Raw genomic sequence first — 25,062 nt, 5'->3', positions numbered from 1 at the left:
AGTTCCGACACGTTGGTTATAAATAAACCTCTTCACAAGAGGCAGGATTTACTTCCGCCATTTTCAATTTTATCGGTAATTAATAAGCACCCGGCGGGTGAGCAAAAAACTGCATTACTATGAGTTCTGACGCAAATCAATCAATTCATGTCCTGATTATTGAAGATAATAAGGGCGATGCCGTATTGGAAATAGAAACTTTAAATCAGGGCGGATTCGACGTGTTGTATGAACGGGTCGATACCCCTGATGCCCTCAAAGATGCCCTAAAACATAAAGTCTGGGATTGCATACTATCTGATTATTTCCTGCCCTCCTTTACAGCACTTGAAGTTCTTGCCGTATATAAAGAAGAACACCTGGATATACCCATTATAGTGATTTCAGGCGCCATTGGTGAAGAAACAGCTGTGGAGATCATGAAAGCAGGTGTACATGATTATATTATGAAAAGTAACCTGACCCGACTGGTTCCGGTTCTTAAGCGCGAATTGCGTGAAGCGCAGAACCGAGTGCAGAAAAGACATGCTGAAGAATCACTCCGGATTGAACAGCATCTGCTCAGGATCCTTATCGACAGCATGCCTGACCTGATCAATATTAAGGATATGGAATGCAGAAGGATTGTGGCAAATGTTGCTGATGTAAAATTTGCCGGGTACAAATCGGAAGATGAAATAAAAGGGAAGACCGATCTTGAGATTTATCCCGGCGAATATGGAAAGCGGAGCCATGCGTCAGACCTCGCCGTACTGCAAAGCGGCAAAGCCCATCTGAATTATGAAGAGGAGATAATGGATACCGGTGGAAACCAGCACTGGTTCAACATGGGTAAAATACCGTTTATCGATCCGAACAATAATATCACCGGGTTGATCTGCATTGCACACGATATTACGGACAGGAAGAAAATGGAATCGGCCCTGCTTGAAAGTGAACAGAACCTGAAGAAGCAGAATCTTGAATATGAAGCTCTCAACAAGCAGTATATGCTGCTGAATGAGGATATTTCAAACAGCCTCGAAAGAATCAAACGGATGAATGATGAATTAACCCGTTCAAAGAACAAGGCTGAAGAATCCGACAGGCTGAAATCCGCATTCCTTGCCAATATGAGTCATGAAATAAGGACTCCGCTGAACGCCATACTTGGTTTTTCATCATTCCTGAAAAACAAGGAACTCTCAAAAAACCGTACCGATGAATTTGTGGATATCATTGAAGCCAGTGGTAAGCAATTGCTGACAACAATCAGTGATATCCTGGAGATATCACAGATAGTGGCGGGACAGATTGCATTGACGCAGGAAAATGTGAACATCACCAAATTGCTGAACGAACTGTTCATTCAGTTTAAAAAGGAAGCTTCATTGAAAAATCTTGAATTGATCCTCAATATCAATAATTCAGCTGAAGAAATTTATACACAGACGGATGCCGGCAGGGTAAGACAAATCCTCAGTAACCTGCTGAACAATGCCATCAAATTCACACATGAAGGTAAAATTGAATTCGCTGCACGAATTGCCAATGAACAGGTCATTTTTTATGTGAAAGATACCGGGATTGGCATTGATCCCGAATTTCAGCAAACAATTTTTGAGCCGTTCCGGCAGGTGGAGAACACCATGAGCAGGAATTACGGAGGCAACGGACTGGGGTTGTCCATTTCAAAGGCACTTGTTGAAAAGCTTGGCGGTAAGATGAGCATCAGCTCAATTCCTAATAAGGGATCTACGTTCACTTTTACGATACCTTATAACCCGGAGAAAAAAGATCTCAGCAAACATAAGGAGCCGAACATAAGCGGCAATTACGACTGGAAGAATCATGTCATCCTGGTTGTGGAAGATGAAATTTACAATTACCGGTATATTGAGGAAATTCTTATGCCCACAAGCGCCCGGATTATTCACGCGACTAACGGACGAGAGGCTGTTGATATGGTAAAGTCATACCCTGACATTTCCGTTGTGATTATGGACCTTAAACTTCCGGAAATGGACGGCTATAAAGCTACTGAAATCATTAAGGATTTACGGCCTGAGCTGCCTGTAATAGCCCAGACTGCTTTTGTTGCCTATGAAGCGGCAGACAATGAAAAGAACTCACGGTTTGACCAGTATTTATCAAAGCCAATTGAAAGAAAATCGTTTATGAAGGTCATTGATAATTACCTGGACGGATGATGCTACCAGCCTACATTCTTTCATTCTTTCATTCTTTCATTCCTTCATTCTTTCATTCTTTCATTCTTTCATTCCTTCATTCTTTCATTTTCTTAACCATTGCCGTCATTGTATTCCAATTCCTTCCGGTGGCCTTTATTTTCATTTTGCGTTCAATAAGGTTTATTGTGAATTTTGATGTCCCAGAACCATTCGGATAATACACAAACATCACATCACCTGAAACAAACCATTTTTCTTCAAATTTCTGGTTTTCTAATGCCCTGGAAAGATCCGTATCTTTAATCTTTTCCGATAACAGGAACACAATCTTCTTAGAGGCATCGGAGGCTTCATCCGGTTTAAAAGGATCTTTTTCAAGTATCTGTTCCATTTCCTGACTGGTTTTTACAAATACTTCAACGTCCGAATTAAATTGAGTTTTAATGATGCCGGCTATTTCAGATGCCGTTTGCGTGGCATTCAAAAGCTTGGTGACAATCAGATTTCCGCTGTTCAAATGGGTCTTCACGTTGGAAAATCCTTTTGATGTCAGTTCCTGTTTAAGTTGTTGCATACTGATCCGGGTATGTCCGCCTATATTAATGCCCCTGAGAAAAACAGCATATGTATTCATTGATGTAGTATTAAAATTCTGCAGGTACGGGACTGAATTCAGCAGGCTGCTCCTGCCGTGATTTCCGGTGGACATACCGGTTAATGATCCTCATCAGAAACATACTGATGAGCATGGAAGCGGACACAATATACCCAATGGTATCATAATGTTTTAAAGCACCCCTGCTGTTCTGCACAATGATTAACCCGGCAATTACCGAAGCCACGCCTCCTGCCACCTGTTGTATGGACGAATTGATTCCCATAAAAGCACCTCGTTGTTCTTTTTCAGGCACAGCTGTCATCAGCGCAGAGGATGAAATAATCCTTGAAAGAATGCCAATCATCATGATTGTATTCAAAAAGGTCACGAACCAGAGTTTTGAAGGTCCTAAATTACAATATATCAATATAATAAAAACTGATAAAATGGATCCAAACACAAACACTTTCAATTTACCGATGGCATCGGTCAACCTGCCTATTAAAGGGCCTGAAATCATTGAAAAGACACCGGTAATAAAATAAAGCAGCGGCAGATCCTTTATGGCAATGCCGAGGTTATTTACACTGAAGGCACTTCCAAAAGGCATCAGCATATAACCTCCTGTTATCAGCAGGATGTTTGTTCCAAATGCCAGCACGTAATTCGGGTGAACGGCAGTATTGATGAGGTGCCGGAAAGCGGTTGTATCTTTCTGGATTTCGAGGTGTTTGTTAACCGGCTTCATGAAGAAAATGATCACTGCCATTTCAATTACACTCACGGCCGTTATCAGGAAGAAAGGAGCATGCCATCCGACACGGTTGGCAAAATAAAGACTAACCGGCACTCCCATCACCTGGCTTGTGGCAAATGCCATTTGCACGAACCCCAGCACTCTGCCGCGTACCTCCATCCTGAAAATATCGGTAATGATAGCAAAGCTTATCGAACTGATCACCCCGCCGAACAGGCCGGTGATAATTCTTGCCATTAAGAGAAAATGATAATCAGGAGCAATGCTGCATAAGAAAGTCCCTGCTATAAAACCGCTGTAAAAGAATATCAGCAATTTACGACGGTCAAACTGGTCGGCAAATCCTGCCGCCAGGATACCGGATATGCCGGCACTGAAGGCGTAACCCGAAACAGCCATACCGAATTGGGATGTGGTCAGATGCAGTACCCTCATTAATTGGGCGCCTAAGGGAGAGAGTACAATGAAATCGAGAACTACCGTAAATTGAAGCAGAGCCAATAACGCGATGACAAAGACCTGGTATTTCGAAAAAACGGGTTTATTCACTATGCTTATGCTGCTCTATCTGCAACAGTTTAGTTTTATTATTGTCTTTACAACAACACGTATTGAGCTTTTGTTTATCTTTCATTTTAAAAGCTGGTATGATTCTTGATTATTCATTAACAAATACAAACTCCCTCTATATGAAAACAATTACTTTTCGTTCTCAATCCGGAATGATCCGGACAGCAACTCTTCTTTCCATGCTGCTTATTCTCACACAATGCGTAGGCCCGAGAGGACCTCGTGGTTTTGACGGACTGGACGGACAGGATGGACAAGATGGACAAGATGGACAAGATGGACTTTCTGCCTATTCTGCCATATATGATGTGAATGCCGATGAATGGCAGGGAGACGCCGATGGCTTCAGGGTATATCTTGATGTTCCCGAAATAACCGATGACATTTACTACAACGGTGCAGTGCTTGTTTATCGGCTTATTGAATTGGATCCCAAGAGTTTCAATCTCCTTCCCTATACTTATGTGGACAACGGATTTACAATTTATATGGATTTCGATGCCTATGTAGGCGGCCTTGACCTCCTTTACAAGGAAATTCTTGACGGTGTGAATGACACATATGCTCCGGAAAACATGATGTCATTCAAGGTGGTTATCTTTGAAGGTATTCCTCTGGCCAGGTTGAAAGATATGGTGGATATTAAAGATTATAACGCTGTTGTAAAACGTTTCAACCTTAACGTAAATAAACAGGGTTACCAGAACATCCAGTAAGAAAGAAGAAAGAGGAGAGAAGAGAGAGGAGTGAATTGACTCCTCTCACTTTTCACCTCTCCCCTCTCATTACCACCTCGTTCCTCACCTTGGGCAAACAATCAGGATAATTAACCTGTATAAATTCAAGCAGTTTCTCTCTTACAAAACACCTGAGATTCCAGGCATCTCCCCCGTTTAATGCTCCCATCAGCGCCCTTACCTCAACAGTACGGTCATTTGCATTGATCACCTGCATAACATTCGTCTTTCGGTCCCACAGCGGATTTGAATCAAGCAGTCGTGTAAGTTCCTTCCTGAGCGGTTCAACAGGCATTTTGTAATCCACAAACAGCGAAACCGTGCCAAGAATTTCAGCGGAAGTTCTTGTCCAGTTCTGAAAAGGTTTTTCAATAAAGTAATTCAGAGGAACAACAAGCCGCCGTAAATCCCAAATCTTGATGATTACATAGGTAAGCGTTATTTCTTCCACATTCCCGAATTCATTTTCTACGATCACAGCGTCATCAATTTTTATGGGCTGACTGAATGCAATCTGCAATCCTGCCAGTAAATTGCTGAGCGACCGTTGAGCCGCGAATCCTATAATAATACCTGCCACACCGGCTGAAGTGAGAATTCCGGCGCCGATTTTCCGGATTCCCTCAAAATTAAGGAGGATGATGGACACGAATAATACGATCACTACAATTACACCTATCCTTTTTAAAAACTGTATCTGCGTGTAAAGACGACGCTGGGTAAGATTATCTTTTACGTTGTAGTTGTGTTTTGCCAGCAAAGCATCGGTAAAAACATAGATCATTTTGATGACAAGCCAGGCAAATGAAATATAGAAGAGCACAATGGCGGCTTTATTAATTACCGGGTATTGGCTGTATGCTTTCAACAGGGGTGAAGTGAGAAGAATGAGAAGAAACGGGGTAAACAGGTGAATGGCGTTTTTCGTGTGCCGGATAAACAGGGTGATGAATACCGATTTTCGCCGGCGGTTGTAGTTGCTGAGTATGAAATACACGATGAAATTAATGACGGTTCCTGCAACAAAGCACACTCCTGCGAGCACCCCGGTATAGATCAGAAGCTGAAGCGCTTCATATGAAAACAGCTGCCTTAACATTTGCTTTTTAACAATAACAATTATATAGGGGCTTCGCCCCAAACTGTATGTTCTTTCTTTGTCCTGTCACAAAGAAAGAACCAAAGAAAAGACCAGACAAAACGACTCCCAGCCCGCTCCCCGTTTTGTCCCGGCCACCGCACGGTGCTTCGATTATTGTTGTGGTTATAAAAGCCGTGAGATGGTGAAAAAAGGTAAGTCCGGGCTTGGGGTGGATAGTCCCAATTATTAAAGCTATAGTTTTTTATGAGGGGCCCGGAACGTTTTGGGATCGTTGTTCAGGCCGTGCTTGTAATTTATTACTTCAATATATTGCGGCACAATCCTGATCAGCACGAAAACATCCTTCCAGTTTGTCATTCCTTCCCAGTAATCCCGCTTCATTTTAACAAGCAGTTCCTTATCATCAATAACCTCTGCAGTGCCTGTAATATTTACATACCCTTTGGCATTCACATGATCGGCATAATAAACACAAACCTTTGGATTATTCCTGATCTCCCTTACCTTGCGGCTGTCCCTGGACGTGGCGAACCAGATGATAAACTCATCCTTCAAAGGAAAGGGATTCATCGTGCGGATCTGCGGCTGACCAGTGGAGTCAATTGTTGCAAGGGCACAGTAATGGGTTTCATTTATGATCTCACGGGCGGCAACCATAAGGGTATCAATGCTGACAGGCTGCTGGGCGACTGTGTTCACAGAGAACATGGAAATCAGGGAAATGAAGAATACTGAATGGGAAAATATTAGTTTTTTCATGACAATGGGGTAAAAAGTTAATGTAAATATAAGATCGGTGATCTTCATTTTACCCCATGGTAATATTTGAATTTATCATCAAGAAATTCACTGCTCTTGAAATATTTCCATGTAAAACCGAGTGGAAGGGCTTTTTGCAGAAATGAAAGCAAATTAATGGCATATAACTGAAACCAGATACCATAATACATGCAAAATAAAGAATCAATGATGAACCAGACGCTGAAAGCACCTGCAATGGCATTGCGGGCCCAGGCATCTTTTCTTTTGAATGCATGCGATGAGATCCAGGCAAGCATAAGGTAAGCACAGATTAATGTTGCACCGAAGGGGCCCCTAAAAAAAAGCATAAAATTCATCGCAGCTTCCTGTGCATCATATGGCAATTGAAGTGATTCCGCCAAAAACCTTACATACGGTATGTATAATAAGCCCGGGAACAAAATGAAAATGAAAAGCACACCGGCAGCAATCAACAGACTGCTATAATAAAGCCATTTCTGCCAGAAATCAAATTGTTTATCTTCTTCAGTATTCATGAACCACCATTCGGAATTAAAACCCTGTAAAGATATTTTTCAAGGAATTCGGCATCAGTGCCTTTGCACGCAATATAAAAATCCGGTCGTACCAGATAAAACATGGTTCGTTTTACGCTTAGCCGATCAAATAACAATTTTGTAGCTTCTTTGTATTCTATCTCCCTCACGAAAAGTTGATTTTTAAAGCGATCAATTACCTTTCTGAACAATTCGGTATCCTGCTCTTTCTTTAACAGGAATATCTGCATCCGGGTATTTCCGATGGTTTCAGTGATCTCTTCCGATTTATGGCCTTCGGTGAATACCCCGAACGGCATCCTTTCCCCCGCGCACGGTCGACCATATGCACTTTTCCTGCTCAGCACACTGCCCTGGTATACCGCTCCGATCCCTGAAATGCTGCGAAACAGGTATTCCTTAACCTTTGTTGTTTTTATTAAAGGAAGAAATAGTTTCAGCATAAAAGGCAAAAGGCGCAACCGGAAAAATTTAAGCGCCGACCTGTCGGATGAAAGCACATTAAATACTCTGTCACTTATATGTGCTGTTTTTTCTGATACCTGTTTCCTCTCCTGTTCATAGGTATAAAGAACACAGGGCTTTGCCCATTTTTTGAGAACAAACGACATTTTCCACGCCAGATTAGCCGCGTCCTGCATACCATGATTCATGCCCTGCGCTCCGACCGGACTGTACAGATGTGCAGCATCGCCAACCAGGAAGCATCTTTCGGTATTAAAAAAAAGAGCATTTCGCTGGTGCGACTCAAATTTCGAGAACCAGGAAGGCTCATTCAATCCAAAATCCAACTTTGTTTTCCGTTTGAAATGGTCACTTATATTCCTGAATGAGATGTCGGAGTTGGCATCATGCCATAAAAAAGCCCCGTCAATCCTCCATTTACCATTACCAAGGGGAAATAAACCGGTCGTAGCCCCTGGTGATACTGCAATCAATGCTTCATTTTCCGGAAGGTTAACACTGGCTTTGCAGTCGGTCGCAAACAAAGACCTGCTGTGGGTTTTTCCCAAAAGGGGGATTTCAAGTTTCGACCTCACCAGGCTATGTCCGCCATCGGCAGCTACCAGGTACGAGGACACGATTTTTTCATCGGTAAATCCGCAGGTTATGTAATTATCAACGTGATCTGAAAATTCGCTGAAATCTGTCAACGCGGTTTCCCGTTCAATTTTTACCCGGTTCTTTTCAAGAAAACGGATAAGGATATTCTCTGTTTTATGCTGTTCAAGCAACAAGGCATACGGATACTCGCTTTGATTTTTACCGGCATGACCGATATCCAGACGCACTGCTTTCTTACCATTGAATGAAAAATGCATGGCTTTCAGAATTCTGCCCCGGGCAATTGCTTCTTCAGCCAATCCCAGCTGCCTGAAAAGCTCCAGCGTTCCTGCGTGAATGATTAATGCGCCGGAGTAAGCTGTCACACCCGGCGACTGATCAATAATCCGGAACCGCATATTGTGCTTAACCAGCTGACAGGCCATAAACAGGCCTACAGGACCGGCCCCTGTTATCAATATATCCGTTTTACCTTCCAACATAGGCAGTTATCAATATCCTGTATAGCCAAATACCCGAAAGCTCATAACGAACACCCGTTTCATTCAGCATACTTATCCATTCCATTTTGGTTAAACCTTTCAATACCGAAAGAGGACCGTCATTGCGGGCCAGGGAAGTAGCCCTGCCGAGCTTTGTCAGTATTCCTGAAGCATAATACCCAACGCGGTTGCGCATTACATCATTGATGACAAATCCGGTGGTTGCACACAATTTAAAATACTCAAGCATCTCCCGGAGTTCGAAGTCGGGCAGGTGATGACAGAATAGTGAAGAGTGAAAAATATCGGCAGTGAACCGATACTTTTTTAACTCCCTATAATCTGCTACGATGGGTGTAATTTCGGGGAAACCCGAACACTGAAGCTTTGCATAGCGGATCGCATCGCCGCTCACATCAACACCTGTAAGCTTTATTTTGATATTCGCTTTCCGGCACCACAGTGCGATTTGTTTCATTGAATCACCGCTTCCGCATCCCAGGTCCACAACATGGTATACTTTTCCATCAGGTTTCACCAGTTTTTGTATTCCCCTGATTGATGCGGAATGACCTCCGAAATGCCGGTTCAGGATGTCCAGTTCAGCCAGGTTGCGGAATAAAAGATTTTCCGGAACCGGAGAATCCATCATCTCAGGCTTTTCCGATCTTTGAGTAAAGTCAGGCATAAGTAAGCCATAAAGCATCCATCGTAATTCCCGGGCCAAAGCCCACTGCAAAAACATTGTCACCCGCCGACAGGCTTTTTTTTACAATTTCATTAAGAACAAAGAGGATTGTAGGTGATGAAATGTTACCATATTCACGCAAGACCTTGTAAGAATCCAAAAGTGAATTACCGTTGAGTCCGACAGCTTTTATCATTTCATCGAGGATCTTTTTGCCTCCCGGATGAACAGCCCAGTGGCGGATATCGGATTCAGCAATGCCAAGTTTTTCCTCTGCTGCGGAAATAAAATTCCTGATATTGGATCCCAAAAAAACCGGGACATCATGACTGAGGATCATTTCAAAATTATGTTCTCCGATATTCCAGCCCATCAGGTCATTACCCTCAGAGAAAAGACTTGAATAAAATCCTTTGATTTCAAATCCGTTCCACCTGCTTTTATCGGCTATTTTATCAGGAACAACGATCATTGCCGCAGCGCCGTCACCAAACAAGGTGTTCGAAAGAAGGTTGTCATCATTGTTATTGGCACTGAAATGAAGCGTGCATAACTCAACACAAACCACAAGCACTTTTGAACCGGGATCAGAAAACGCAATCATATCGGCCACTTTCATGGCAGGAAAGGCTGCATTGCAACCCTGAAAATTAATGGGGATCCTGCAAATGTCATCCCTCAGCTTCATTTCTTTTACAATCATCGCATCAAGACCGGGAGAGTGGAGGCCGGTGCATGTTACAGCTATCAGGTGGGTCACTGATGCCGGATCAAAACAGGGAACAAGGCGCGATGTTGCCTTTTTGATGGCCTCGAGTGCAAGAGGTAAGGCTTTGAGCCTGAATAACGACATCCGTTCATTCACCCCGGGACGACCCTGTTCATTGAAAAATTGTGATTCCTCGCTGCCAAAATCAGGAATCACAGAATATCTTGTTTCAATACGGCTTGAACGGAAGAGCGCTTTAAGCTTCCTGGATGCTAGATCGTTTTCATAAGCACTGATCATAAATTCAAGGATACGGTCCTGGCTTGTTTTGTACCCGGGAACAGCTGTGCCAATCGAAACGATGCGGCTCATCGGGTACCGAATTTATGGTTCAGAAAGAAAATAAGAATAAAAAACAGGTTCATACAAACTGCGGAAATCCTATTAATGACCATTGTGTTTTCGAAGTCTGCGCGGGCAGGATCTTTTCTGACTTCAGCAAACCAGCGCGACAGGCGCAAAACTACGGGCAGAATACATGCGATAAAAAGCAGAACAAACAAGAGCCTGCTAATACCTGCAAAATAAACGATCAGCAATGTGGTTGCCATAGCAAACAGCGCACCGGAAAAAACAAATGTTCCCTTGTAACCCAGCATATAACTGATACTTATAACACCGTCTTCTTTATCGGCCTTGTGCTGGTATATCTGGGTCAGCGGGTACATGCTGCCGATGAACAGGCTTGATACGGGGAGGCAAAGGATCTGGCCGGTATTAAAAAGACCGGCCAGCGAATGAGGCTGTATGCATTCAGCAGACATCATGTAGACAAAAGCACCCTGGAATATAAAGACGATCATGAAAGCTGTGATCGGGTACCTTTTAAGCCTGATGCCGCGATAGCTGTATAAATGCGACATGAGTAAAAAGATAAAGATCATTACGGAGAAGACAGGCGTTACAAGAAGTGCCGAAAGGATAGCAATTACTTCAAGCATCAGGGAAGCATAAAGCAGGTTCACTGAAACTTTGGGAGGATACTTGAGTCCACCGATACTGGTTTCATCCTTGTCCTGGTAACTGTTATACCCATTGGTTGCAGGAAAGACGAAAAAATGCAGGATTACAAATCCTGTAATAGCCGATGAGGGTGCGATTGAGATTGCCTGGCTCAGTGAAAAAAGATATACCGGAAGAAGATAAAAGCTGAACGGGAGGCGCAAATGCCTTATCGTGTCTTTGTCAAACCAGGATATTACCGGAATATGTCTGAACATGCAAACCGATTTATTTCAAAAACTTTATTGTGCAAAAAGGGAAAACCTGAACGGGAAATGAGTCAGATTAAAAACAATGACGGCCCGCTATTGTTTTACCCGGGTTGTACGTTACATTATGCAAGATCTGCAAACCGGCAAATACAGCGCTTTTTTCGAAGCAGCTTTTAAATCCAGTCCAAATGCATTGGTAATCAGCATAGTCGAAGACGGAACCATCCTTGAGGCCAATGATGCGTTTTTTTCGCTGTTTGAAACCAGCCGGGAAGATGTTATAGGACGATCGTCGTTATTGCTGAATATGTTTGCGAATCCAGCCAGCCGTGGCTATATGGTGGCGGAGATAAGGAAATCAGGAATGCTGAGCAATTTCGAAACTGTCATTAGCAGCAGGTCCGGAAAAAAATATACGGTGCTGATTTCATCCGAAAGGCTTATGGTTGACGGAAATCATACCATGCTGACTACTATCCAGGATGTTACCGATCGAAAAGAAACCGAATCCTCTCTGCGGTTAGAACATAGCATACTGGACGCAGTTATCAGTAATATAGGAATAGGGTTCGTAGTTTCAGATGAAAAGGGCAATATCATTTCAATGAATCATTCGGCTGCCGCTATTCACGGGTTTGAATCCGAGGCAGAAGGTTTGAACCATCTTGACAAGTATACCGAAGAATTTGTCCTCATGCACACTGACGGCTTAGTCATTGGCTTCGGCCAATGGCCACTAGCCCTGGCATTGAAAGGCGAGTTCAGGAAAAACTATAAGGTCAGACTATTGCGGCTTAAAGATAATTGTGTGAGAATCATCAGTTATAATACAGTGCCGGTGGTTAATCAGCAGGATGAATTGCAACGCATTATTATTACCATGACTGACCTCACGGAGATTGAACAACGAACCAAAATCTTATCCAATGAACGGGAATTATTTGAAAGTATTTTCAATAATATCCCGGTCATGGTAAACATCTATGATCCCGAACTGAAAAATTTCAGGTTCAATAAAGAACATAAAAATATCCTCGGTTGGGAGGAATCTGATGCTGCAGACGGTAAAATTTTGGAAAAGGTTTATCCCGACCCCTGCTGCCGCCAGGAGGTTATACATTATATGCAATCGCTTGAATCGGGGTGGAAGGAATGGAAAGCCACAGCCAAAAACGGTTCTATAGTTGACTCCATGTGGGCAAATATCCGGTTAAAGAGCGGGTTGCAGATTGGTATCGGACTGGACATCACAGCCCAGAAGATATCGGCTGAAGAATTGAGGGAAAATCAACAGCGGCTCCAGGGAATCTTTGATTTTGCAGCCATTGGAATTGCCGAAACCGATAATAATGACCGCCTGGTAAGAGTGAATAACCGTCTTTGTGAAATCCTGGGCTACACACAGGATGAACTTATCGGTAAAACAATTTATGATATTACCTGTCCTGATGACCGGAAAATGTCCGCCACCCTGAATACCCAATTGCAGGAAGGCGAAATGAAAATGTTCGATTACCAGAAGCGATATATTCGTAAAGACGGGAATCCGCTCTGGGTGCATGTATCGGTTACCTCTATAACCGATTACAATGGAAACTATGTAAAGTCGATATTCACAGTGGAAGATATTTCTGAAAGAAAGGCAGCCAATGAGGCCCTGTTGCAAAGTGAAGAGAAATTCCGCTCCCTGTTTGAGAATATTCCTGAAGCCGTAGGGCTCCACGAGGTAATTTACCATGGTAGCCGGCCTTCAGGTTATAAGCTTATTGAAACCAACTCCGCTTACGATAAATATGCAGCGCTGAAAGGCAGTGCCCTTACTGAAATAGGTCCGCAACCCGGATTGTATTCAGAGCAATATTACCAGGTAGCGGCCACAGGGGTTCCTTACCGGTTTGAAACGTATATACCGGATATTCAGAAATATTTTATTATCAATATTATTTCCCCCCGCAAAGGATATTTTGCGACGGTGTTTGAGGATATTACCGATCATAAAAAAACCGAATCCGAGATCAAGCAGAAGAACGAAGAACTCACAAGGTTCATCTATACGGTTTCACATGATCTCAAAAGTCCTCTTGTTACAATCAAATCGTTCACGGAGTATCTGAAGGAAGATATTGAAAGCAACGATAAACCGGCACAGGATAAAGACATCGGGTTTATTCAGAATGCAGCGGATAAAATGGGCGTCCTTCTGGATGAACTGCTCAACCTGTCCAGGATCGGTCGTAAAGAAGATCCGAAATCTGAATTTTTAATGCAGGACATCATCCAAACTGCTCTCGACCTGGTGGCAGGAAGCATCACAAAACGAAATGTAAAGGTTGACATTACAGGTCCTGGAGTTATGATATCCGGTCACCAGCAGCGCCTTATTCAGTTGTACCAGAATCTTATCGACAACGCGGTTAAGTTTATGGGTGATCAAAAAGAACCTTTAATTGAGCTGGGCGCGAAGATTGAGGAAAACCGGAATGAACTTATATTGTTTATTAAAGACAACGGATCGGGGATCGATCCAAGATACAGGCATAAGGTTTTCGGACTTTTTGAAAAGCTTGACACCGGAACTGAAGGATCAGGAATCGGTCTGGCTATGGTAAAAAGAATAGTTGAGGTTCATGGTGGCACTATCTGGTTTGAGTCAGAAGGAAAAGGAAAAGGCACTGCATTTTTCTTTACACTTGATAAAACACGAATAATGGATTGAATTATGGAGGGAAATCCTTTGATCATATTATTTATTGAAGATGATCCGGCGCATGCAGAGATTGCGCTTCGGAATTTCAAAAAGAACCGGATCAATAACCGGATCACACACCTGAGCGACGGGCAACAGGCGCTAGATTACTTATTCCGTCAGGGCGAATACAAAGATCCAGGTTCTTCGCCACGCCCTGATCTTATCCTGATGGATTTGAGGCTGCCGAAAGTAGATGGAATAGAAGTGCTGCAGAAAATTAAGGATGATGAATGCCTCCGGAACATTCCCACTGTTGTACTCACTACATCAGATGCCGAAACAGATATATCCAAAGCATACGAATATAATGTAAACAGCTACCTGGTAAAGCCTTTCGATTTGACTAAATTTTCAAAACTGATTGAGACTTTCGGGTTTTACTGGGTGGTTTGGAATAAATACCCGCATTGCAAATGAAAAATAAAAATAATTACCGGTTAATTCTGTTAGAGGATGAACCCGCACACGCAGAGGTTATAAAAAGAACTCTTTCGGGATCCGAAGTTAGTTATGAAATTCTGGAAGCCGGATCAATACGGGAATACAAGCAAATAATTTCCAATGGAATTCCTGATCTCATACTAGCCGATATCAACCTGCCTGATGGCAGCGCAATGGATCTGCTGAATGCGGATTCCGAAGAACAAACACTCCCTATTCTTGTGATGACTTCGTATGGTGACGAGGAAACCGCCGTAAAGGCTATGAAATCAGGTGCCATAGATTACCTTGTAAAATCTCCGGACTCATTCCGAAATATCGACCTGGTTGTCCAACGGAATATCCGTGCATGGATCAATATCAGGCAGCGCAAGGAAACGGAAAAGCAATTCAGGACATTGTTTGAAACCATGGGCCAGGGAGTGGTTTACCAGGATGCCACCGGAGCGATATTAACGGCGAACCCGGCAGCCGAACGCATTCTTGGTTTAAGTATTGAACAGTTGAAAAGCCGTACGTCGTTTAATTCCGAATGGAAATCGATTCATGAAGATGGAACTGAATTTCCCGGCGAAGAACACCCCGCTTTACAGGCACTGAATTCAGGGTTGCCTGTTAAGGATGTGATTATGGGAGTTTACAACCCCTCAAAGAACGAACAGGTTTGGATCCTTATAAGTGCAATTCCTCAGTTCAACAATTCAGATGAAAAACCGAACGGTGTTTATACAACTTTCACCGACATTACCGAATTAAAAAATACGGAATACGAACTCAAAAAAGCCAAGGAAAAAGCTGAAGAAAGCGACAGGCTTAAATCAGCTTTCATGGCCAACATGAGCCATGAGATCAGGACTCCGATGAACGGGGTGCTTGGTTTTGCCGAATTGCTCAAACGACCTGCGCTATCCGAAGAAACAAGATTAAAATATGCCCAGGTAATTGAAATGAGCGGAAAACGTATGCTGAGCATTATAAACGACCTGATTGACATTTCACGCATTGAGGCCGGACTTATCGAAGTAAAAAATGAAAAAACAAATATTCGCGGATTGCTTAACGAACTGTTGCTCCTTTTCACCCCCGAATCACAAAATAAAGGGATAACGCTTGCTTCCCAGGTAGATTTGCCCAAACAGGAGTTTATTATTGACACCGATAAAACCAAACTAGGTCAGATACTGACAAACCTTATTAAAAATGCACTTAAATTCACTGAAAGAGGCGGCCAAATTGAATTGGGATGCAGGCTGCAGAATGGCATGAACCTGCTGTTTTTTGTGAAAGATACCGGAGTTGGTATCCGCAAAGATTTGCAGGAGAAAATATTTGAACGCTTCCGCCAGGTGGAGACCACCAATCCCCAGGATGGAATCGGGCTGGGACTGGCAATATCCAAAGCATATGTTGAACTGATGGGCGGAAAAATGTATGTGGAATCCGAACCGGGTATAGGTTCCATATTTTCATTTTCGCTGCCATGCCAGATCGACGAAGAGTTTTTCCAGGGCGAAACCCATGAAACACAGGTTAATCTTATCCCGTGCCTCAATGTGTTGATTGCCGAAGATGATGAGATCAGCTACCTGTTTCTGAAGGAATCTCTGAAACAGCGTAATATTGTCACCTGCCGTGCAAAGAATGGGCTGGATGCGGTGAACATGATAAAAAACAGCGATAACATCAACCTGGTACTGATGGACATAAAAATGCCCATCATGAACGGGATTGATGCCATTAAAGAAATAAAAAAAATAAAGCCGAAAACACCCATTATAGCCCAGTCGGCCTTTGCCACAGAAAAGGAAGTCAGTTCCACAATCGAAGCCGGTAGTGATGACTACATCACCAAGCCTGTGGATATCAATAAGCTTGTAAAGAAGATTTCAACGTTTGTGAATGTCTAGTAGCCACCGTCATTGCGAACCCCGATTCCTGCGGGGTGAAGCAATCTGCCTGCACAGGCAATACTCCGCCAAAAGCAGTATTCGGTATTCGGTATCCGATATTCGGTTCAGGGACATTAGAGACTAATGGGACCTAACCAGTTACCAGTTACCAGTTACCAGTCACCAGTCACCAGTTACCAGTTACCAGTCACCAGTCACTAATCACTAATCACTTAAAATAAAACTCCCTACAATTCAATCCGATAATTTTCTCCCGAACACCTTCGGGCATTTTCTCCATATATCGTTCAACCACATTCAATACGTGAGAGTAATCACCGGCCACTTTGCATACCGGCCAGTCGCTTCCGTACATCAGGCGGTTTTCACCAAACGCATCGAAAACAATATCCAGGTAAGGAATATAGTCTTCCATCTGACGTCTTTGCCAGTCGTTCTCGGTTACCATTCCTGAAATCTTGCAGAATACATTGTCGTGTGCGGCAAGTCGCAACAGGTCTTCCTTCCAGGGGTGAATTTTCTTATGCCTGATCAGGGGCTTTGAAATATGGTCCAAAACAAAAGGCTGATCGGGGAACATGCTTACCAAACGCTCTGCCACGGGAAGATGTTTCGGGAACAGCAGTAAATCATAGGTTAATGAGTAATTCTTTAAAAGGCTGATTCCGTTCAAAAAATCGTCCCGGAGTATAAAATTATCATCCGGTTCGTCATGAACCACATGACGGACACCCACAAATTTCCGGTGTTGTGTGAATTCATCGAGCTGGCTTTTCACATCACCGGAACAAAGGTCAACCCAGCCGACAACAGCTTTTATAAAATCATTCTGAGTTGCCAGTTCAAGCAACCACCGGGTTTCTTCGGGGCACTGCCTGGCCTGGACAGCAATGCAGGAGTCCATACCGTATTTGGTAAGTTCAGTAAAAAGGTCCCCGGGTAAAAAATCCTTTTTCAGCACATTCATTTCGTTGCTGATCCAGGAATATTCCGTTGGATTATATTTCCAGAAATGTTGGTGTGAATCGATCTTCATTCACCGAATTTTAGAAGGATCTTCAAATGTTTATCAGGTTCTTCTTCCAGCATTTCGAAAGCTTCCTGGGTTTTTGAAGGATGAAGTATGTCGGTCACCAGCGCTCCGGGCTTTAATGTTCCCCGGTTCATGTTATCAATGGTCTCGGCAAATTCACCATGAGATACCCGTGAAGTGATGATGGTACCTTCCTTCCATATGAGTTCCCTCATAACGATCGGTGACGGCTCAGTGGACAGTCCAAGCACGCATACTTTGCCTGCGCCACGAATTGCCTGGATGGCGCCTCGTACAGGGTTAATCACTCCGGGCAATTCTTTTGTATGTCCGACAGCTTCAAAAGCTATATCTACTCCTTCGTTACCTGTTATCTCCTTGATTTTTGCAATGGCATCTGTTTTAGTCGCATTCACTGTGAAAATATCCGGATAGGCCTTTTTCGCCATGGCCAGTCGCTCATCCAGAATATCAACCATAATAACAGTGCCTGTTGTTTTTGTCCTTACAGCCTGCAGAATGCACTGACCAACTTTTCCCGCACCCCATATTACCACTGTGTCACCAGATTGAACTCCTGCCCGTTTACAGGCATGGAAGCCTATTGAAATGACCTCAACCAAAGCGGCATGCTGATCTGAAATGTTGTCGGTTACCTTGTACAGCATGGTTTCAGGTACCTTCATGTATTCACTGAATCCGCCGTCGAGGTCAATTCCTACCAAACGAAGAGTAGAACATGCAGGGTAATGATGCCGTTTACAGGCCGGGCAGTGACCGCACCAGATGATGGGGTCAACCGCTACGCGGTCGCCTTCGCGGAACAGTTTCACATCAGGACCGGTTTCAACAATAGTACCGGCAAATTCATGACCCTGTATTAGGGGAACGCTTGTTCGCGGGTGAAATTCACCGAGGAACACATGTTGATCGCTTCCGCATATGCAGGCATATCCAACCTTTATCAGCACTTCATTACCCGCTATTTCGGGGACGTTAACCGATTTCCATTCCACATGCCTGTATTCCGACAGGACTGCGGCATTCATTTTCCTTGTCATTGAGTTTAAAACTTTAAATAAGAATAATAATCAGTATCAATCAGTTTCCGGTCAATCATTTCTTTCCAGAAATCACCCGGTATTGTGCAATTTACCGATTGCACATTATCTTTTATACGGGCCGGGTTGGACGTGTTCAGTGATATACTTACCACACCCGGCGCAGTTAATGCAAATTGAACACAGGCATTGGCCGGAAGCACATTATGCTTTTTGCAGACAGAAAAAAACTCTTCGCGCCATTGAAACCGGCTTTTGTTCACTTCCGAGTCAGGCTTGATTTTAACATAATCAAAAAAGTCACCGCCCGTAAGAAAACCCGCATGAAAAACCGCGGAGTTGATAATGGCAACTCCTTTTTTATGCAGTTCATCCATAAAATCAAGTAACTCCTGTGGATGCCTGTAAATGGTAAGGCTGTTGGCAAACATAACCCAATCGAGGTTCACTTCATTTGCGATCATCCGGATTGTAGTCCAGTCCTTGGCTCCAACTCCGACAGCTTTTACAATGCCCTCTTTTTTTAAAGAACCTAAAGCCTTATAAGCTTCAAGAATATCAGAGAACAACTTGTTGAAATGAGCTTTGTCAGTGGCCATGGCCAGGTATTCGTCGGGGTCATGAACCGAAACAAGAGCTGGTTTATAATTGCCCAGCAAGGCATTACCCTGCTCCCAGCATTCATGAATACCTTCATAACTGATATTTTGGCGGGCATCATGCTGAATATCCATCCATACCCCTTTCTCAAAAGTAGGTTCCGGTGTAAGCAATGGCATTCTTATCCAGCCCAGTTTATTGCTGATCGCCACATCATCCGGACTGATGTTCAATTGATGAAGTATTCTACCCAGTTCCTCAAGAGCCAACCCGGCACCGTATTTACCTGCTGAATCAAAGACAACGGGTTTCGGTACATGTTTTAAACATTCGCTTACAATGGCCAGCTTGGTTTCGTAAGGTAGGGCTGTGTAAAGATTCCCCAGGGCGCTTGTGCCGAAGATTATCGGTGGTATTTTCACACCGGTATTTCCTATGGTTTTGTGCTCCACGCAGAAACATTTTTATGAGGTTTTAAAATTACTTTTTTTTATTTTGCATGGGAAAAAGAAAATTCCAAAACTTTAAATTATGTCAAAACTAAACTTTTACGGTGTGGGACCGAAGATTGGCCGCATTGCCCTGCCATGGCTTGCAGTTACAATCATTGTAAGCATTGTTTTGAAAGGTTCATTCCGGTTTTTCCCGGATGAACACAGAATTCTTTTCTTCATAGGACTGGCTCTTGTAATACTCGGTTTCATCATGTATTTCTCAACCATTCCTGCGCTGCTTAAAGGTATCAAAGAAACCCGGCTGGTAACAAAGGGTGCCTTCTATCTTTGCTGTAACCCGTTATATGCCGCCATTATTCTTTTTATGATTCCCGGCACATCATTTATGATGAATTCTTGGCTGGTTTTCAGCGCCAGTGTGGTGGCTTACATTGTTTTTAAGTTGCAGATCAAAGGTGAAGAAACCGAGATGGAGAAATTCTTTGGCGAAGAATACAAAGCTTACAGGAGCAGTACCCCGGAGTTTTTCCCGGTGCCGGTGAAGAAGTTGTTCAAATAGTTTCAAGGTTGTTTCAAACAAGTTTTAACAATTTGGAACTACTTTGGAACTAGTTATCGGGGTCGGACCAGCGTGGTCCGACCCCAAAACAAACAAAAGAAGGGTTGTGGCTGTTATCACTGAATTGAACTGTAAAACCGTTAATCGTAATTCTTATTCAGTGTATGAATGATACTGAAATCATAAAAGAAACTGACTGGGTGGAAAGCTCTGAACCGTTATTGAAGAAATACTCGGGCAGGAAACACCCCTTGGATTATAAAAACCGTTATGAGCTTCTTGTAATGGTTATCCTTGCAGCACAGGATTCGGATAAGCGTATCAATAAGATAGCACCGGATTTTTTTAAAGTTTATCCTACAATAATGGAACTGGCAAATGCACAGGTTGAAGATATTCAGAAAAATATCAGCTCAATCAGGAGTTTCAGAAAAAAGGCCATATGGTTATCTAAAATAGCAAAGGTTGTTGGAGACGACGATAAAATACCGGTCATCTTGCCGGAACTGGTAAATCTTCCGGGCATCGGAAGAAAATCAGCCAACGTAATTGCCCGTGAATCGGGAGCAGAAGCATATGGAATTATCGTTGATCTGCATGTTGTAAGAGTAGTTCCCCGTTTAGGTATTTCAGAAAGCGAAAACCCGGATAAAATCGAGAAACAGCTCATGAACATATTTCCAAAATCAACCTGGAATGAAATTGGAATGTGCTTCTCTTTCCTGGGACGTGAAATTTGCCGGCCAACAAACCCTCAATGCCCTGTTTGTGTAATGAACAGGGTATGCAGGTATTATAGATCCCGTACGGAAGGATAATCGAAATCAGGCCAGATCAAAGCTTCAGCTTCAATTTTCTTTTTAAAAACGGGATGAGCATCGGGACTTCCTTCTGATACTGCACATATGAATCCCCGAACTCAAGCACCAGCTTGCGTTCTTCGAGCAGGGTTCCGATAATAAAGTAAAGCGTAAGAACAGAATTGACAACAATATCTGAAATGCAGAATGTATTGCACCAGAGCAGTACGATAGAGGCAAAATAGAGAGGATGCCTTACTATACCAAGCAATCCGGTTTTCTTAATACCGGTTTGCATGCTTTCGCTGTGACCCTGGGAATTCATAATCTGACGGATTCCGATGAATGCCAGGATGTCATAATCAATGAACAGTGATTTCAGCGCAATGAAAAGAGATATGGCAATCAATGCTAAACGGACATAATTCCAGAATGGACTCCAGGTAAAAATTACTTCACTTCGCCATATACGAGAATAATAAAGCACCGGAACCAGCAGCACGAAAGAAATCATTACATAAACCAGCCGGTAAAAAGGAAAGAACTTTTTATAACGTGATCTCACAACGCCGATAAATCCATTGCTGATCAGGTAGCTGTGCTGAAAGCAATAGGCCGACCAGATGAGGGCTAATGCGATGTATTTCATGGAGCTAATTTAGTGATTAGTTGGTTTATATTTGTTTCATGTTGTTTCAAGTTGTTTCAAATTTGTTTCAAAGAAATAGGAACCAATTGGAACCAATTAGAACCACTTGGAACTACTTGGAACTACTTTAAAACAGAACCACTAAAACGCAAAAAGACTGTTAAGCAGAATAATCATCACGATCAACGTTATAACCACATAAATCCAATCTTTTGCAATCAAAAAACCAAGCAGGGAGAAAAACACCCTGATCACCGGGGTGGCAATGAGAACCAGTAATCCCAACTGGATGACCGCTCGTCCTTTAAAATGAATGGCATTGTCAAGGATCAGCGAAACAGAACGGAACCTGTCGGGTTCGCCAGCAAATACCGAATAATTACGGGTTTCATGCGGATGTTGAATGAAAAACAGGATGCCGCCAATAAGTACAAGAATAGCCGAGATGATTACACCAATGCGCAACAGCCATCCCATTGCATTCCTCATTTTTTCGTCATTCAGGTTATTACCCTCTCTCATTTTTCATACGTTCTTTGTGATGCCGCTGTATATCATTTCAAGTGCAAGAAGCATAATCACTATTGAAAATACAATGCGGATTTTTTTGGTTTGTGATTTCAGCAGGACTTTTGCCCCTGTAAGGGCGCCAATTAAGACGCCGATCATGATGGGCATTGACAATACCGGGTCAATATATCCGCGGCTTAAATAAATCCCGGCACTGGCGGCAGCTGTAACTCCGATCATGAAGTTACTTGTTGAAGTGGATACCTTGAATGGGATTTTCATTATCGAATCCATAGCAATTACCTTTAATGCCCCCGATCCAATGCCCAGCAATCCCGACAATACACCGGCAAGCGACATAACAGCAAATCCCCCGGGCAGGTTTTGAGCTTTATAATACCTTGTTTCAGAGGATAATTTATAGGAACCTTCGGTACGTAAAAGCTTCGAAAGACGGGATTCTTTCACTAATGAACCATTTCCTGTAATGATTGGGTCTTTTCTTTTTCTGAATGAATTTATTGCAGAATAGATAAGCACAATTCCAAAAACAATGGAAATGGCATTCACCGGGGCGAAAAGGGCAATTGCTGCACCGCCTATAGCCCCCAAGGTAGTGGCAATTTCAAGGAACATACCTATGCGGATGTTCAAAAGGCCTTCTTTGAGATAGGCTGAGGCAGCGCCGGATGAAGTGGCGATAACTGAAATCAGTGAAGTACCAATCGCATAGCGGATATCTACGCCAAAGAATACGGTAAGCAACGGAACAATAATAACGCCTCCGCCGAGTCCTGTAAGGGCCCCCAAGAGTCCCGCAGTTATTCCGCCAATGAAAAGTATGAGGGTGGTGGTCAGCATTTACCAATAAAACACCTGAGTGATCACATCGTTTATTATAAAGAGAATTTATACTATATTAGATAGAAATGTGGAAATTATGAAGCAGGTTTATCGTTGTTTCATTCTTCTTATATCGGCACTCGGTATCCGGTGTTCGACTGATAACAACTATGTCATGACAGTCAATGGCCCGGTTCCTGTGAATCAACTGGGTACTGTGCTTACGCATGAACATTTTCTTGTAGATTTTATCGGGGCTGACCTGATAACGGATTCCAGGTGGGACAGGGCAAAAGTGGCTTCTGCTGTGCTTCCTTACCTGCGGGAAGTGAAAAAATCCGGGTGCAATGCAATTATTGAATGCACCCCGGAATACCTTGGAAGGGATCCTCTTTTACTCAAAATGCTGGCTGATTCAACAGGGTTGAACCTGGTCACCAATACGGATATTATGGTGCCGGTAACAACAAGTATTTGCCGGGCTTTGTCTATGATGAAACTGCGGAACAACTATCTGAGAGATGGACTAAAGAATGGAATGAAGGAATTAAAGGCACCGGTATCAGGCCCGGTTTTATTAAAATTGGTGTGGGAGGCGACAGCCTCAGTGATTTACACAGCAAATTAGTAAAAGCTGCGGCGATGACACATCTGAAAACCGGACTGACTATCGCATCGCACACCGGACCTGCTGTTCTTGCTTTCGCGGAACTGGAGGTTCTGAAAGAGCAGGGTGTATCACCTGAAGCCTTTATCTGGGTTCATGCCCAGAATGAGAAAGATGTTCAAAATCATATCAGGGCTGCAAAAATGGGAGCCTGGGTGAGCTTTGACGGGTTGAGCGATGACAATGTGATGGAATATGTTACCCTCCTGGTAAAAATGAAAAATGAGAAGCTGCTTAGCAACGTGCTAATCTCTCATGACGCGGGATGGTATGATCCGGCAAAGCCAGATGGCGGGGAATTCAGGGGATATACAACCGTTTTTACAAAGCTGATTCCCGAATTAAAAAAGCAAGGTTTTTCAGACAAAGAAATAAACCAATTAATAGTGAAAAACCCGGCAGAGGCGTTTGGGGTTGGGGTGAAGAAAAATAAATTGTAATGGGACCTATGGGACGGATGGGACGTATACGACGGACCATCCTTGATCTGCTAGGAAAAACACATAGGTCTCATAGGTCCTATTCGTCCCAAAACTATTGCATGTTATTACTCTTTTTCCTAAATTTATTTCTCTGAAAGAAACCTTGTTAGTTGTAAATCCATTAATGACCCATCATGAAAACCAATCAAAATTCCGGTTTCATACCACCGCATGGCGGTTATGAAAAGCTTATATCTTACCAAAAGGCAGAGATCATTTATGACGGTACTCTTCATTTTATTGATCGTTTCATATCAAAGCGCGACAGAACATATGACCAAATGAAACAGGCTGCCAGAAGCGGTAAACAAAATATTGCTGAAGGCAGTATGGCCTCAGGGACTTCAAAGCAAACAGAAATTACTCTTACGAATGTTGCACGGGCATCACTGGAAGAGCTTATACTTGACTACAAAGACTTTATCAGAAAACAAAAACTGGAACTATGGGATAAGAATCATCGTCTTACAAAAAGATTCCGGGAGCTAAACAAGACCCCAAATGCTAATTATGAAACCTACAAAAAAGCAATCGAAAATCCGGACCCCGAAATATGTGCCAATTCGCTGATTTGTTTAATTTATATTACATGTTATCTTCTTGACAAGCAAATTGCAGCTTTGGAAAGAGCATTTTTGAAGGAAGGAGGAATCAGGGAAAGGATGACTAAGGCAAGGCTGGATGCAAGAAATGAGGAGAATAGTTAATGGGACGTATGAGACATATACGACGTATACGACGTATTATCAAATGGCCGGTATATCGCATAGGTCACTTAGGTCCCATTGGTCCCATTAACAAATTCTAAAAAATTATAGTTTTGTTATTGTT

At 43.0% G+C, this 25,062-nt stretch carries 24 protein-coding genes and 1 pseudogene; 10 read left to right on the top strand and 15 right to left on the bottom strand.

The window, feature by feature from the left end:
• The first annotated feature begins 119 nt into the window (after window positions 1-119).
• Window positions 120-2,189 carry a response regulator gene (locus VK179_19080; GenBank protein ID HLO60862.1) on the top strand — a complete coding sequence of 690 codons (2,070 nt, stop codon included), beginning with the start codon at window positions 120-122 and terminating at the stop codon, window positions 2,187-2,189.
• Window positions 2,190-2,265: 76 nt separating this feature from the next.
• Here the strand turns inward: VK179_19080 and VK179_19075 are convergent, their stop codons facing one another.
• Complete coding sequence (locus VK179_19075; protein HLO60861.1) at window positions 2,266-2,805, bottom strand: DUF1697 domain-containing protein; 540 nt, start codon at window positions 2,803-2,805, stop codon at window positions 2,266-2,268.
• Window positions 2,806-2,815: 10 nt separating this feature from the next.
• The gene (locus VK179_19070) at window positions 2,816-4,075 is read right to left on the bottom strand and encodes an MFS transporter (protein HLO60860.1); all 1,260 of its coding nucleotides are present in this window, start codon (window positions 4,073-4,075) and stop codon (window positions 2,816-2,818) included.
• A 140-nt stretch (window positions 4,076-4,215) separates the two neighbouring features.
• Here VK179_19070 and VK179_19065 point away from each other — a divergent pair, with 140 nt between their 5' ends.
• On the top strand, window positions 4,216-4,812 hold the full coding sequence (locus VK179_19065; GenBank protein ID HLO60859.1) for a hypothetical protein: 597 nt from the start codon (window positions 4,216-4,218) through the stop codon (window positions 4,810-4,812).
• A 52-nt stretch (window positions 4,813-4,864) separates the two neighbouring features.
• On the opposite strand, the gene VK179_19060 is transcribed toward VK179_19065, so the two are convergent.
• From VK179_19060 to VK179_19030, 7 genes are all read right to left on the bottom strand, one after another.
• Entirely contained in the window at window positions 4,865-5,932 is a 1,068-nt protein-coding gene (locus VK179_19060) for a mechanosensitive ion channel domain-containing protein (protein ID HLO60858.1), read from the bottom strand.
• A gap of 234 nt (window positions 5,933-6,166) precedes the next feature.
• Window positions 6,167-6,694 carry a pyridoxamine 5'-phosphate oxidase family protein gene (locus VK179_19055; protein HLO60857.1) on the bottom strand — a complete coding sequence of 176 codons (528 nt, stop codon included), beginning with the start codon at window positions 6,692-6,694 and terminating at the stop codon, window positions 6,167-6,169.
• 44 nt (window positions 6,695-6,738) lie between these two features.
• The gene (locus VK179_19050) at window positions 6,739-7,233 is read right to left on the bottom strand and encodes a hypothetical protein (protein HLO60856.1); all 495 of its coding nucleotides are present in this window, start codon (window positions 7,231-7,233) and stop codon (window positions 6,739-6,741) included.
• Window positions 7,230-8,801, bottom strand: a complete 1,572-nt coding sequence (locus VK179_19045; GenBank protein ID HLO60855.1) for an FAD-dependent monooxygenase — start codon at window positions 8,799-8,801, stop codon at window positions 7,230-7,232. Before VK179_19045 ends, VK179_19050 begins: the two co-directional genes overlap by 4 nt.
• The gene (locus VK179_19040; GenBank protein HLO60854.1) at window positions 8,788-9,489 is read right to left on the bottom strand and encodes a methyltransferase domain-containing protein; all 702 of its coding nucleotides are present in this window, start codon (window positions 9,487-9,489) and stop codon (window positions 8,788-8,790) included. Before VK179_19040 ends, VK179_19045 begins: the two co-directional genes overlap by 14 nt.
• Window positions 9,482-10,570 carry a type III polyketide synthase gene (locus VK179_19035; protein ID HLO60853.1) on the bottom strand — a complete coding sequence of 363 codons (1,089 nt, stop codon included), beginning with the start codon at window positions 10,568-10,570 and terminating at the stop codon, window positions 9,482-9,484. Before VK179_19035 ends, VK179_19040 begins: the two co-directional genes overlap by 8 nt.
• The gene (locus tag VK179_19030; GenBank protein ID HLO60852.1) at window positions 10,567-11,478 is read right to left on the bottom strand and encodes a UbiA family prenyltransferase; all 912 of its coding nucleotides are present in this window, start codon (window positions 11,476-11,478) and stop codon (window positions 10,567-10,569) included. Before VK179_19030 ends, VK179_19035 begins: the two co-directional genes overlap by 4 nt.
• Window positions 11,479-11,596: 118 nt before the next feature.
• On the opposite strand from VK179_19030, the gene VK179_19025 reads away from it, so the two are divergent.
• From VK179_19025 to VK179_19015, 3 genes are read left to right on the top strand one after another with little or no spacing between them, the layout of a single operon-like run.
• Window positions 11,597-14,188, top strand: coding sequence for a PAS domain S-box protein (locus VK179_19025; GenBank protein ID HLO60851.1), 2,592 nt, complete (start codon window positions 11,597-11,599; stop codon window positions 14,186-14,188).
• 3 nt (window positions 14,189-14,191) lie between these two features.
• Window positions 14,192-14,638: a response regulator gene (locus VK179_19020; protein ID HLO60850.1), complete on the top strand. Its 447-nt coding sequence runs from the start codon at window positions 14,192-14,194 to the stop codon at window positions 14,636-14,638.
• Window positions 14,635-16,569 carry a response regulator gene (locus tag VK179_19015; GenBank protein HLO60849.1) on the top strand — a complete coding sequence of 645 codons (1,935 nt, stop codon included), beginning with the start codon at window positions 14,635-14,637 and terminating at the stop codon, window positions 16,567-16,569. Before VK179_19020 ends, VK179_19015 begins: the two co-directional genes overlap by 4 nt.
• Before the next feature lie 211 nt (window positions 16,570-16,780).
• Here the strand turns inward: VK179_19015 and VK179_19010 are convergent, their stop codons facing one another.
• The 3 genes from VK179_19010 to VK179_19000 are packed head-to-tail and all read right to left on the bottom strand — an operon-like array spanning window position 16,781 to window position 19,718.
• Entirely contained in the window at window positions 16,781-17,608 is an 828-nt protein-coding gene (locus tag VK179_19010; GenBank protein ID HLO60848.1) for an amidohydrolase family protein, read from the bottom strand.
• Entirely contained in the window at window positions 17,605-18,654 is a 1,050-nt protein-coding gene (locus VK179_19005; GenBank protein HLO60847.1) for an alcohol dehydrogenase catalytic domain-containing protein, read from the bottom strand. Before VK179_19005 ends, VK179_19010 begins: the two co-directional genes overlap by 4 nt.
• A gap of 17 nt (window positions 18,655-18,671) precedes the next feature.
• Complete coding sequence (locus VK179_19000; GenBank protein HLO60846.1) at window positions 18,672-19,718, bottom strand: aldo/keto reductase; 1,047 nt, start codon at window positions 19,716-19,718, stop codon at window positions 18,672-18,674.
• Window positions 19,719-19,797: 79 nt separating this feature from the next.
• Here VK179_19000 and VK179_18995 point away from each other — a divergent pair, with 79 nt between their 5' ends.
• Entirely contained in the window at window positions 19,798-20,280 is a 483-nt protein-coding gene (locus tag VK179_18995; protein ID HLO60845.1) for an isoprenylcysteine carboxylmethyltransferase family protein, read from the top strand.
• 164 nt (window positions 20,281-20,444) lie between these two features.
• Window positions 20,445-21,098 carry an endonuclease III gene (gene nth / locus VK179_18990; GenBank protein ID HLO60844.1) on the top strand — a complete coding sequence of 218 codons (654 nt, stop codon included), beginning with the start codon at window positions 20,445-20,447 and terminating at the stop codon, window positions 21,096-21,098.
• Between the two features lie 16 nt (window positions 21,099-21,114).
• On the opposite strand, the gene VK179_18985 is transcribed toward nth, so the two are convergent.
• From VK179_18985 to VK179_18975, 3 genes are all read right to left on the bottom strand, one after another.
• Window positions 21,115-21,729 carry a DUF1295 domain-containing protein gene (locus tag VK179_18985; GenBank protein HLO60843.1) on the bottom strand — a complete coding sequence of 205 codons (615 nt, stop codon included), beginning with the start codon at window positions 21,727-21,729 and terminating at the stop codon, window positions 21,115-21,117.
• Between the two features lie 141 nt (window positions 21,730-21,870).
• On the bottom strand, window positions 21,871-22,251 hold the full coding sequence (locus tag VK179_18980; GenBank protein HLO60842.1) for a DUF1634 domain-containing protein: 381 nt from the start codon (window positions 22,249-22,251) through the stop codon (window positions 21,871-21,873).
• 3 nt (window positions 22,252-22,254) lie between these two features.
• Window positions 22,255-23,100: a sulfite exporter TauE/SafE family protein gene (locus VK179_18975; GenBank protein ID HLO60841.1), complete on the bottom strand. Its 846-nt coding sequence runs from the start codon at window positions 23,098-23,100 to the stop codon at window positions 22,255-22,257.
• A gap of 79 nt (window positions 23,101-23,179) precedes the next feature.
• Here VK179_18975 and VK179_18970 point away from each other — a divergent pair.
• The 3 genes and pseudogenes from VK179_18970 to VK179_18960 all read left to right on the top strand — a co-directional run bounded on the left by VK179_18970 (window position 23,180) and on the right by VK179_18960 (window position 24,938).
• Window positions 23,180-23,542, top strand: a pseudogene (locus VK179_18970) (hypothetical protein).
• A 14-nt stretch (window positions 23,543-23,556) separates the two neighbouring features.
• Window positions 23,557-24,189, top strand: coding sequence for a hypothetical protein (locus tag VK179_18965; GenBank protein ID HLO60840.1), 633 nt, complete (start codon window positions 23,557-23,559; stop codon window positions 24,187-24,189).
• Window positions 24,190-24,365: 176 nt separating this feature from the next.
• Window positions 24,366-24,938: a four helix bundle suffix domain-containing protein gene (locus tag VK179_18960; protein ID HLO60839.1), complete on the top strand. Its 573-nt coding sequence runs from the start codon at window positions 24,366-24,368 to the stop codon at window positions 24,936-24,938.
• Window positions 24,939-25,062 lie beyond the last annotated feature (124 nt).

The organism is Bacteroidales bacterium (genome assembly GCA_035299085.1).
In the GTDB taxonomy this organism is placed as follows: Bacteria; Bacteroidota; Bacteroidia; order Bacteroidales; family UBA10428; genus UBA5072.
This window is presented reverse-complemented; position numbering and strand designations above follow the sequence as displayed.

What these genes read in the sequence shown, in the direction of transcription:
- VK179_19080 (HLO60862.1), top strand. Translation starts at nt 120, where the DNA reads ATGAGTTCTGACGCAAATCAATCAATTCATGTCCTGATTATTGAAGAT.
- VK179_19075 (HLO60861.1), bottom strand. Translation starts at nt 2,805, where the DNA reads ATGAATACATATGCTGTTTTTCTCAGGGGCATTAATATAGGCGGACAT.
- VK179_19065 (HLO60859.1), top strand. Translation starts at nt 4,216, where the DNA reads ATGAAAACAATTACTTTTCGTTCTCAATCCGGAATGATCCGGACAGCA.
- VK179_19060 (HLO60858.1), bottom strand. Translation starts at nt 5,932, where the DNA reads ATGTTAAGGCAGCTGTTTTCATATGAAGCGCTTCAGCTTCTGATCTAT.
- VK179_19055 (HLO60857.1), bottom strand. Translation starts at nt 6,694, where the DNA reads ATGAAAAAACTAATATTTTCCCATTCAGTATTCTTCATTTCCCTGATT.
- VK179_19050 (HLO60856.1), bottom strand. Translation starts at nt 7,233, where the DNA reads ATGAATACTGAAGAAGATAAACAATTTGATTTCTGGCAGAAATGGCTT.
- VK179_19045 (HLO60855.1), bottom strand. Translation starts at nt 8,801, where the DNA reads ATGTTGGAAGGTAAAACGGATATATTGATAACAGGGGCCGGTCCTGTA.
- VK179_19040 (HLO60854.1), bottom strand. Translation starts at nt 9,489, where the DNA reads ATGCCTGACTTTACTCAAAGATCGGAAAAGCCTGAGATGATGGATTCT.
- VK179_19035 (HLO60853.1), bottom strand. Translation starts at nt 10,570, where the DNA reads ATGAGCCGCATCGTTTCGATTGGCACAGCTGTTCCCGGGTACAAAACA.
- VK179_19030 (HLO60852.1), bottom strand. Translation starts at nt 11,478, where the DNA reads ATGTTCAGACATATTCCGGTAATATCCTGGTTTGACAAAGACACGATA.
- VK179_19025 (HLO60851.1), top strand. Translation starts at nt 11,597, where the DNA reads ATGCAAGATCTGCAAACCGGCAAATACAGCGCTTTTTTCGAAGCAGCT.
- VK179_19020 (HLO60850.1), top strand. Translation starts at nt 14,192, where the DNA reads ATGGAGGGAAATCCTTTGATCATATTATTTATTGAAGATGATCCGGCG.
- VK179_19015 (HLO60849.1), top strand. Translation starts at nt 14,635, where the DNA reads ATGAAAAATAAAAATAATTACCGGTTAATTCTGTTAGAGGATGAACCC.
- VK179_19010 (HLO60848.1), bottom strand. Translation starts at nt 17,608, where the DNA reads ATGAAGATCGATTCACACCAACATTTCTGGAAATATAATCCAACGGAA.
- VK179_19005 (HLO60847.1), bottom strand. Translation starts at nt 18,654, where the DNA reads ATGAATGCCGCAGTCCTGTCGGAATACAGGCATGTGGAATGGAAATCG.
- VK179_18995 (HLO60845.1), top strand. Translation starts at nt 19,798, where the DNA reads ATGTCAAAACTAAACTTTTACGGTGTGGGACCGAAGATTGGCCGCATT.
- nth (HLO60844.1), top strand. Translation starts at nt 20,445, where the DNA reads ATGAATGATACTGAAATCATAAAAGAAACTGACTGGGTGGAAAGCTCT.
- VK179_18985 (HLO60843.1), bottom strand. Translation starts at nt 21,729, where the DNA reads ATGAAATACATCGCATTAGCCCTCATCTGGTCGGCCTATTGCTTTCAG.
- VK179_18980 (HLO60842.1), bottom strand. Translation starts at nt 22,251, where the DNA reads ATGAGAGAGGGTAATAACCTGAATGACGAAAAAATGAGGAATGCAATG.
- VK179_18975 (HLO60841.1), bottom strand. Translation starts at nt 23,100, where the DNA reads ATGCTGACCACCACCCTCATACTTTTCATTGGCGGAATAACTGCGGGA.
- VK179_18960 (HLO60839.1), top strand. Translation starts at nt 24,366, where the DNA reads ATGAAAACCAATCAAAATTCCGGTTTCATACCACCGCATGGCGGTTAT.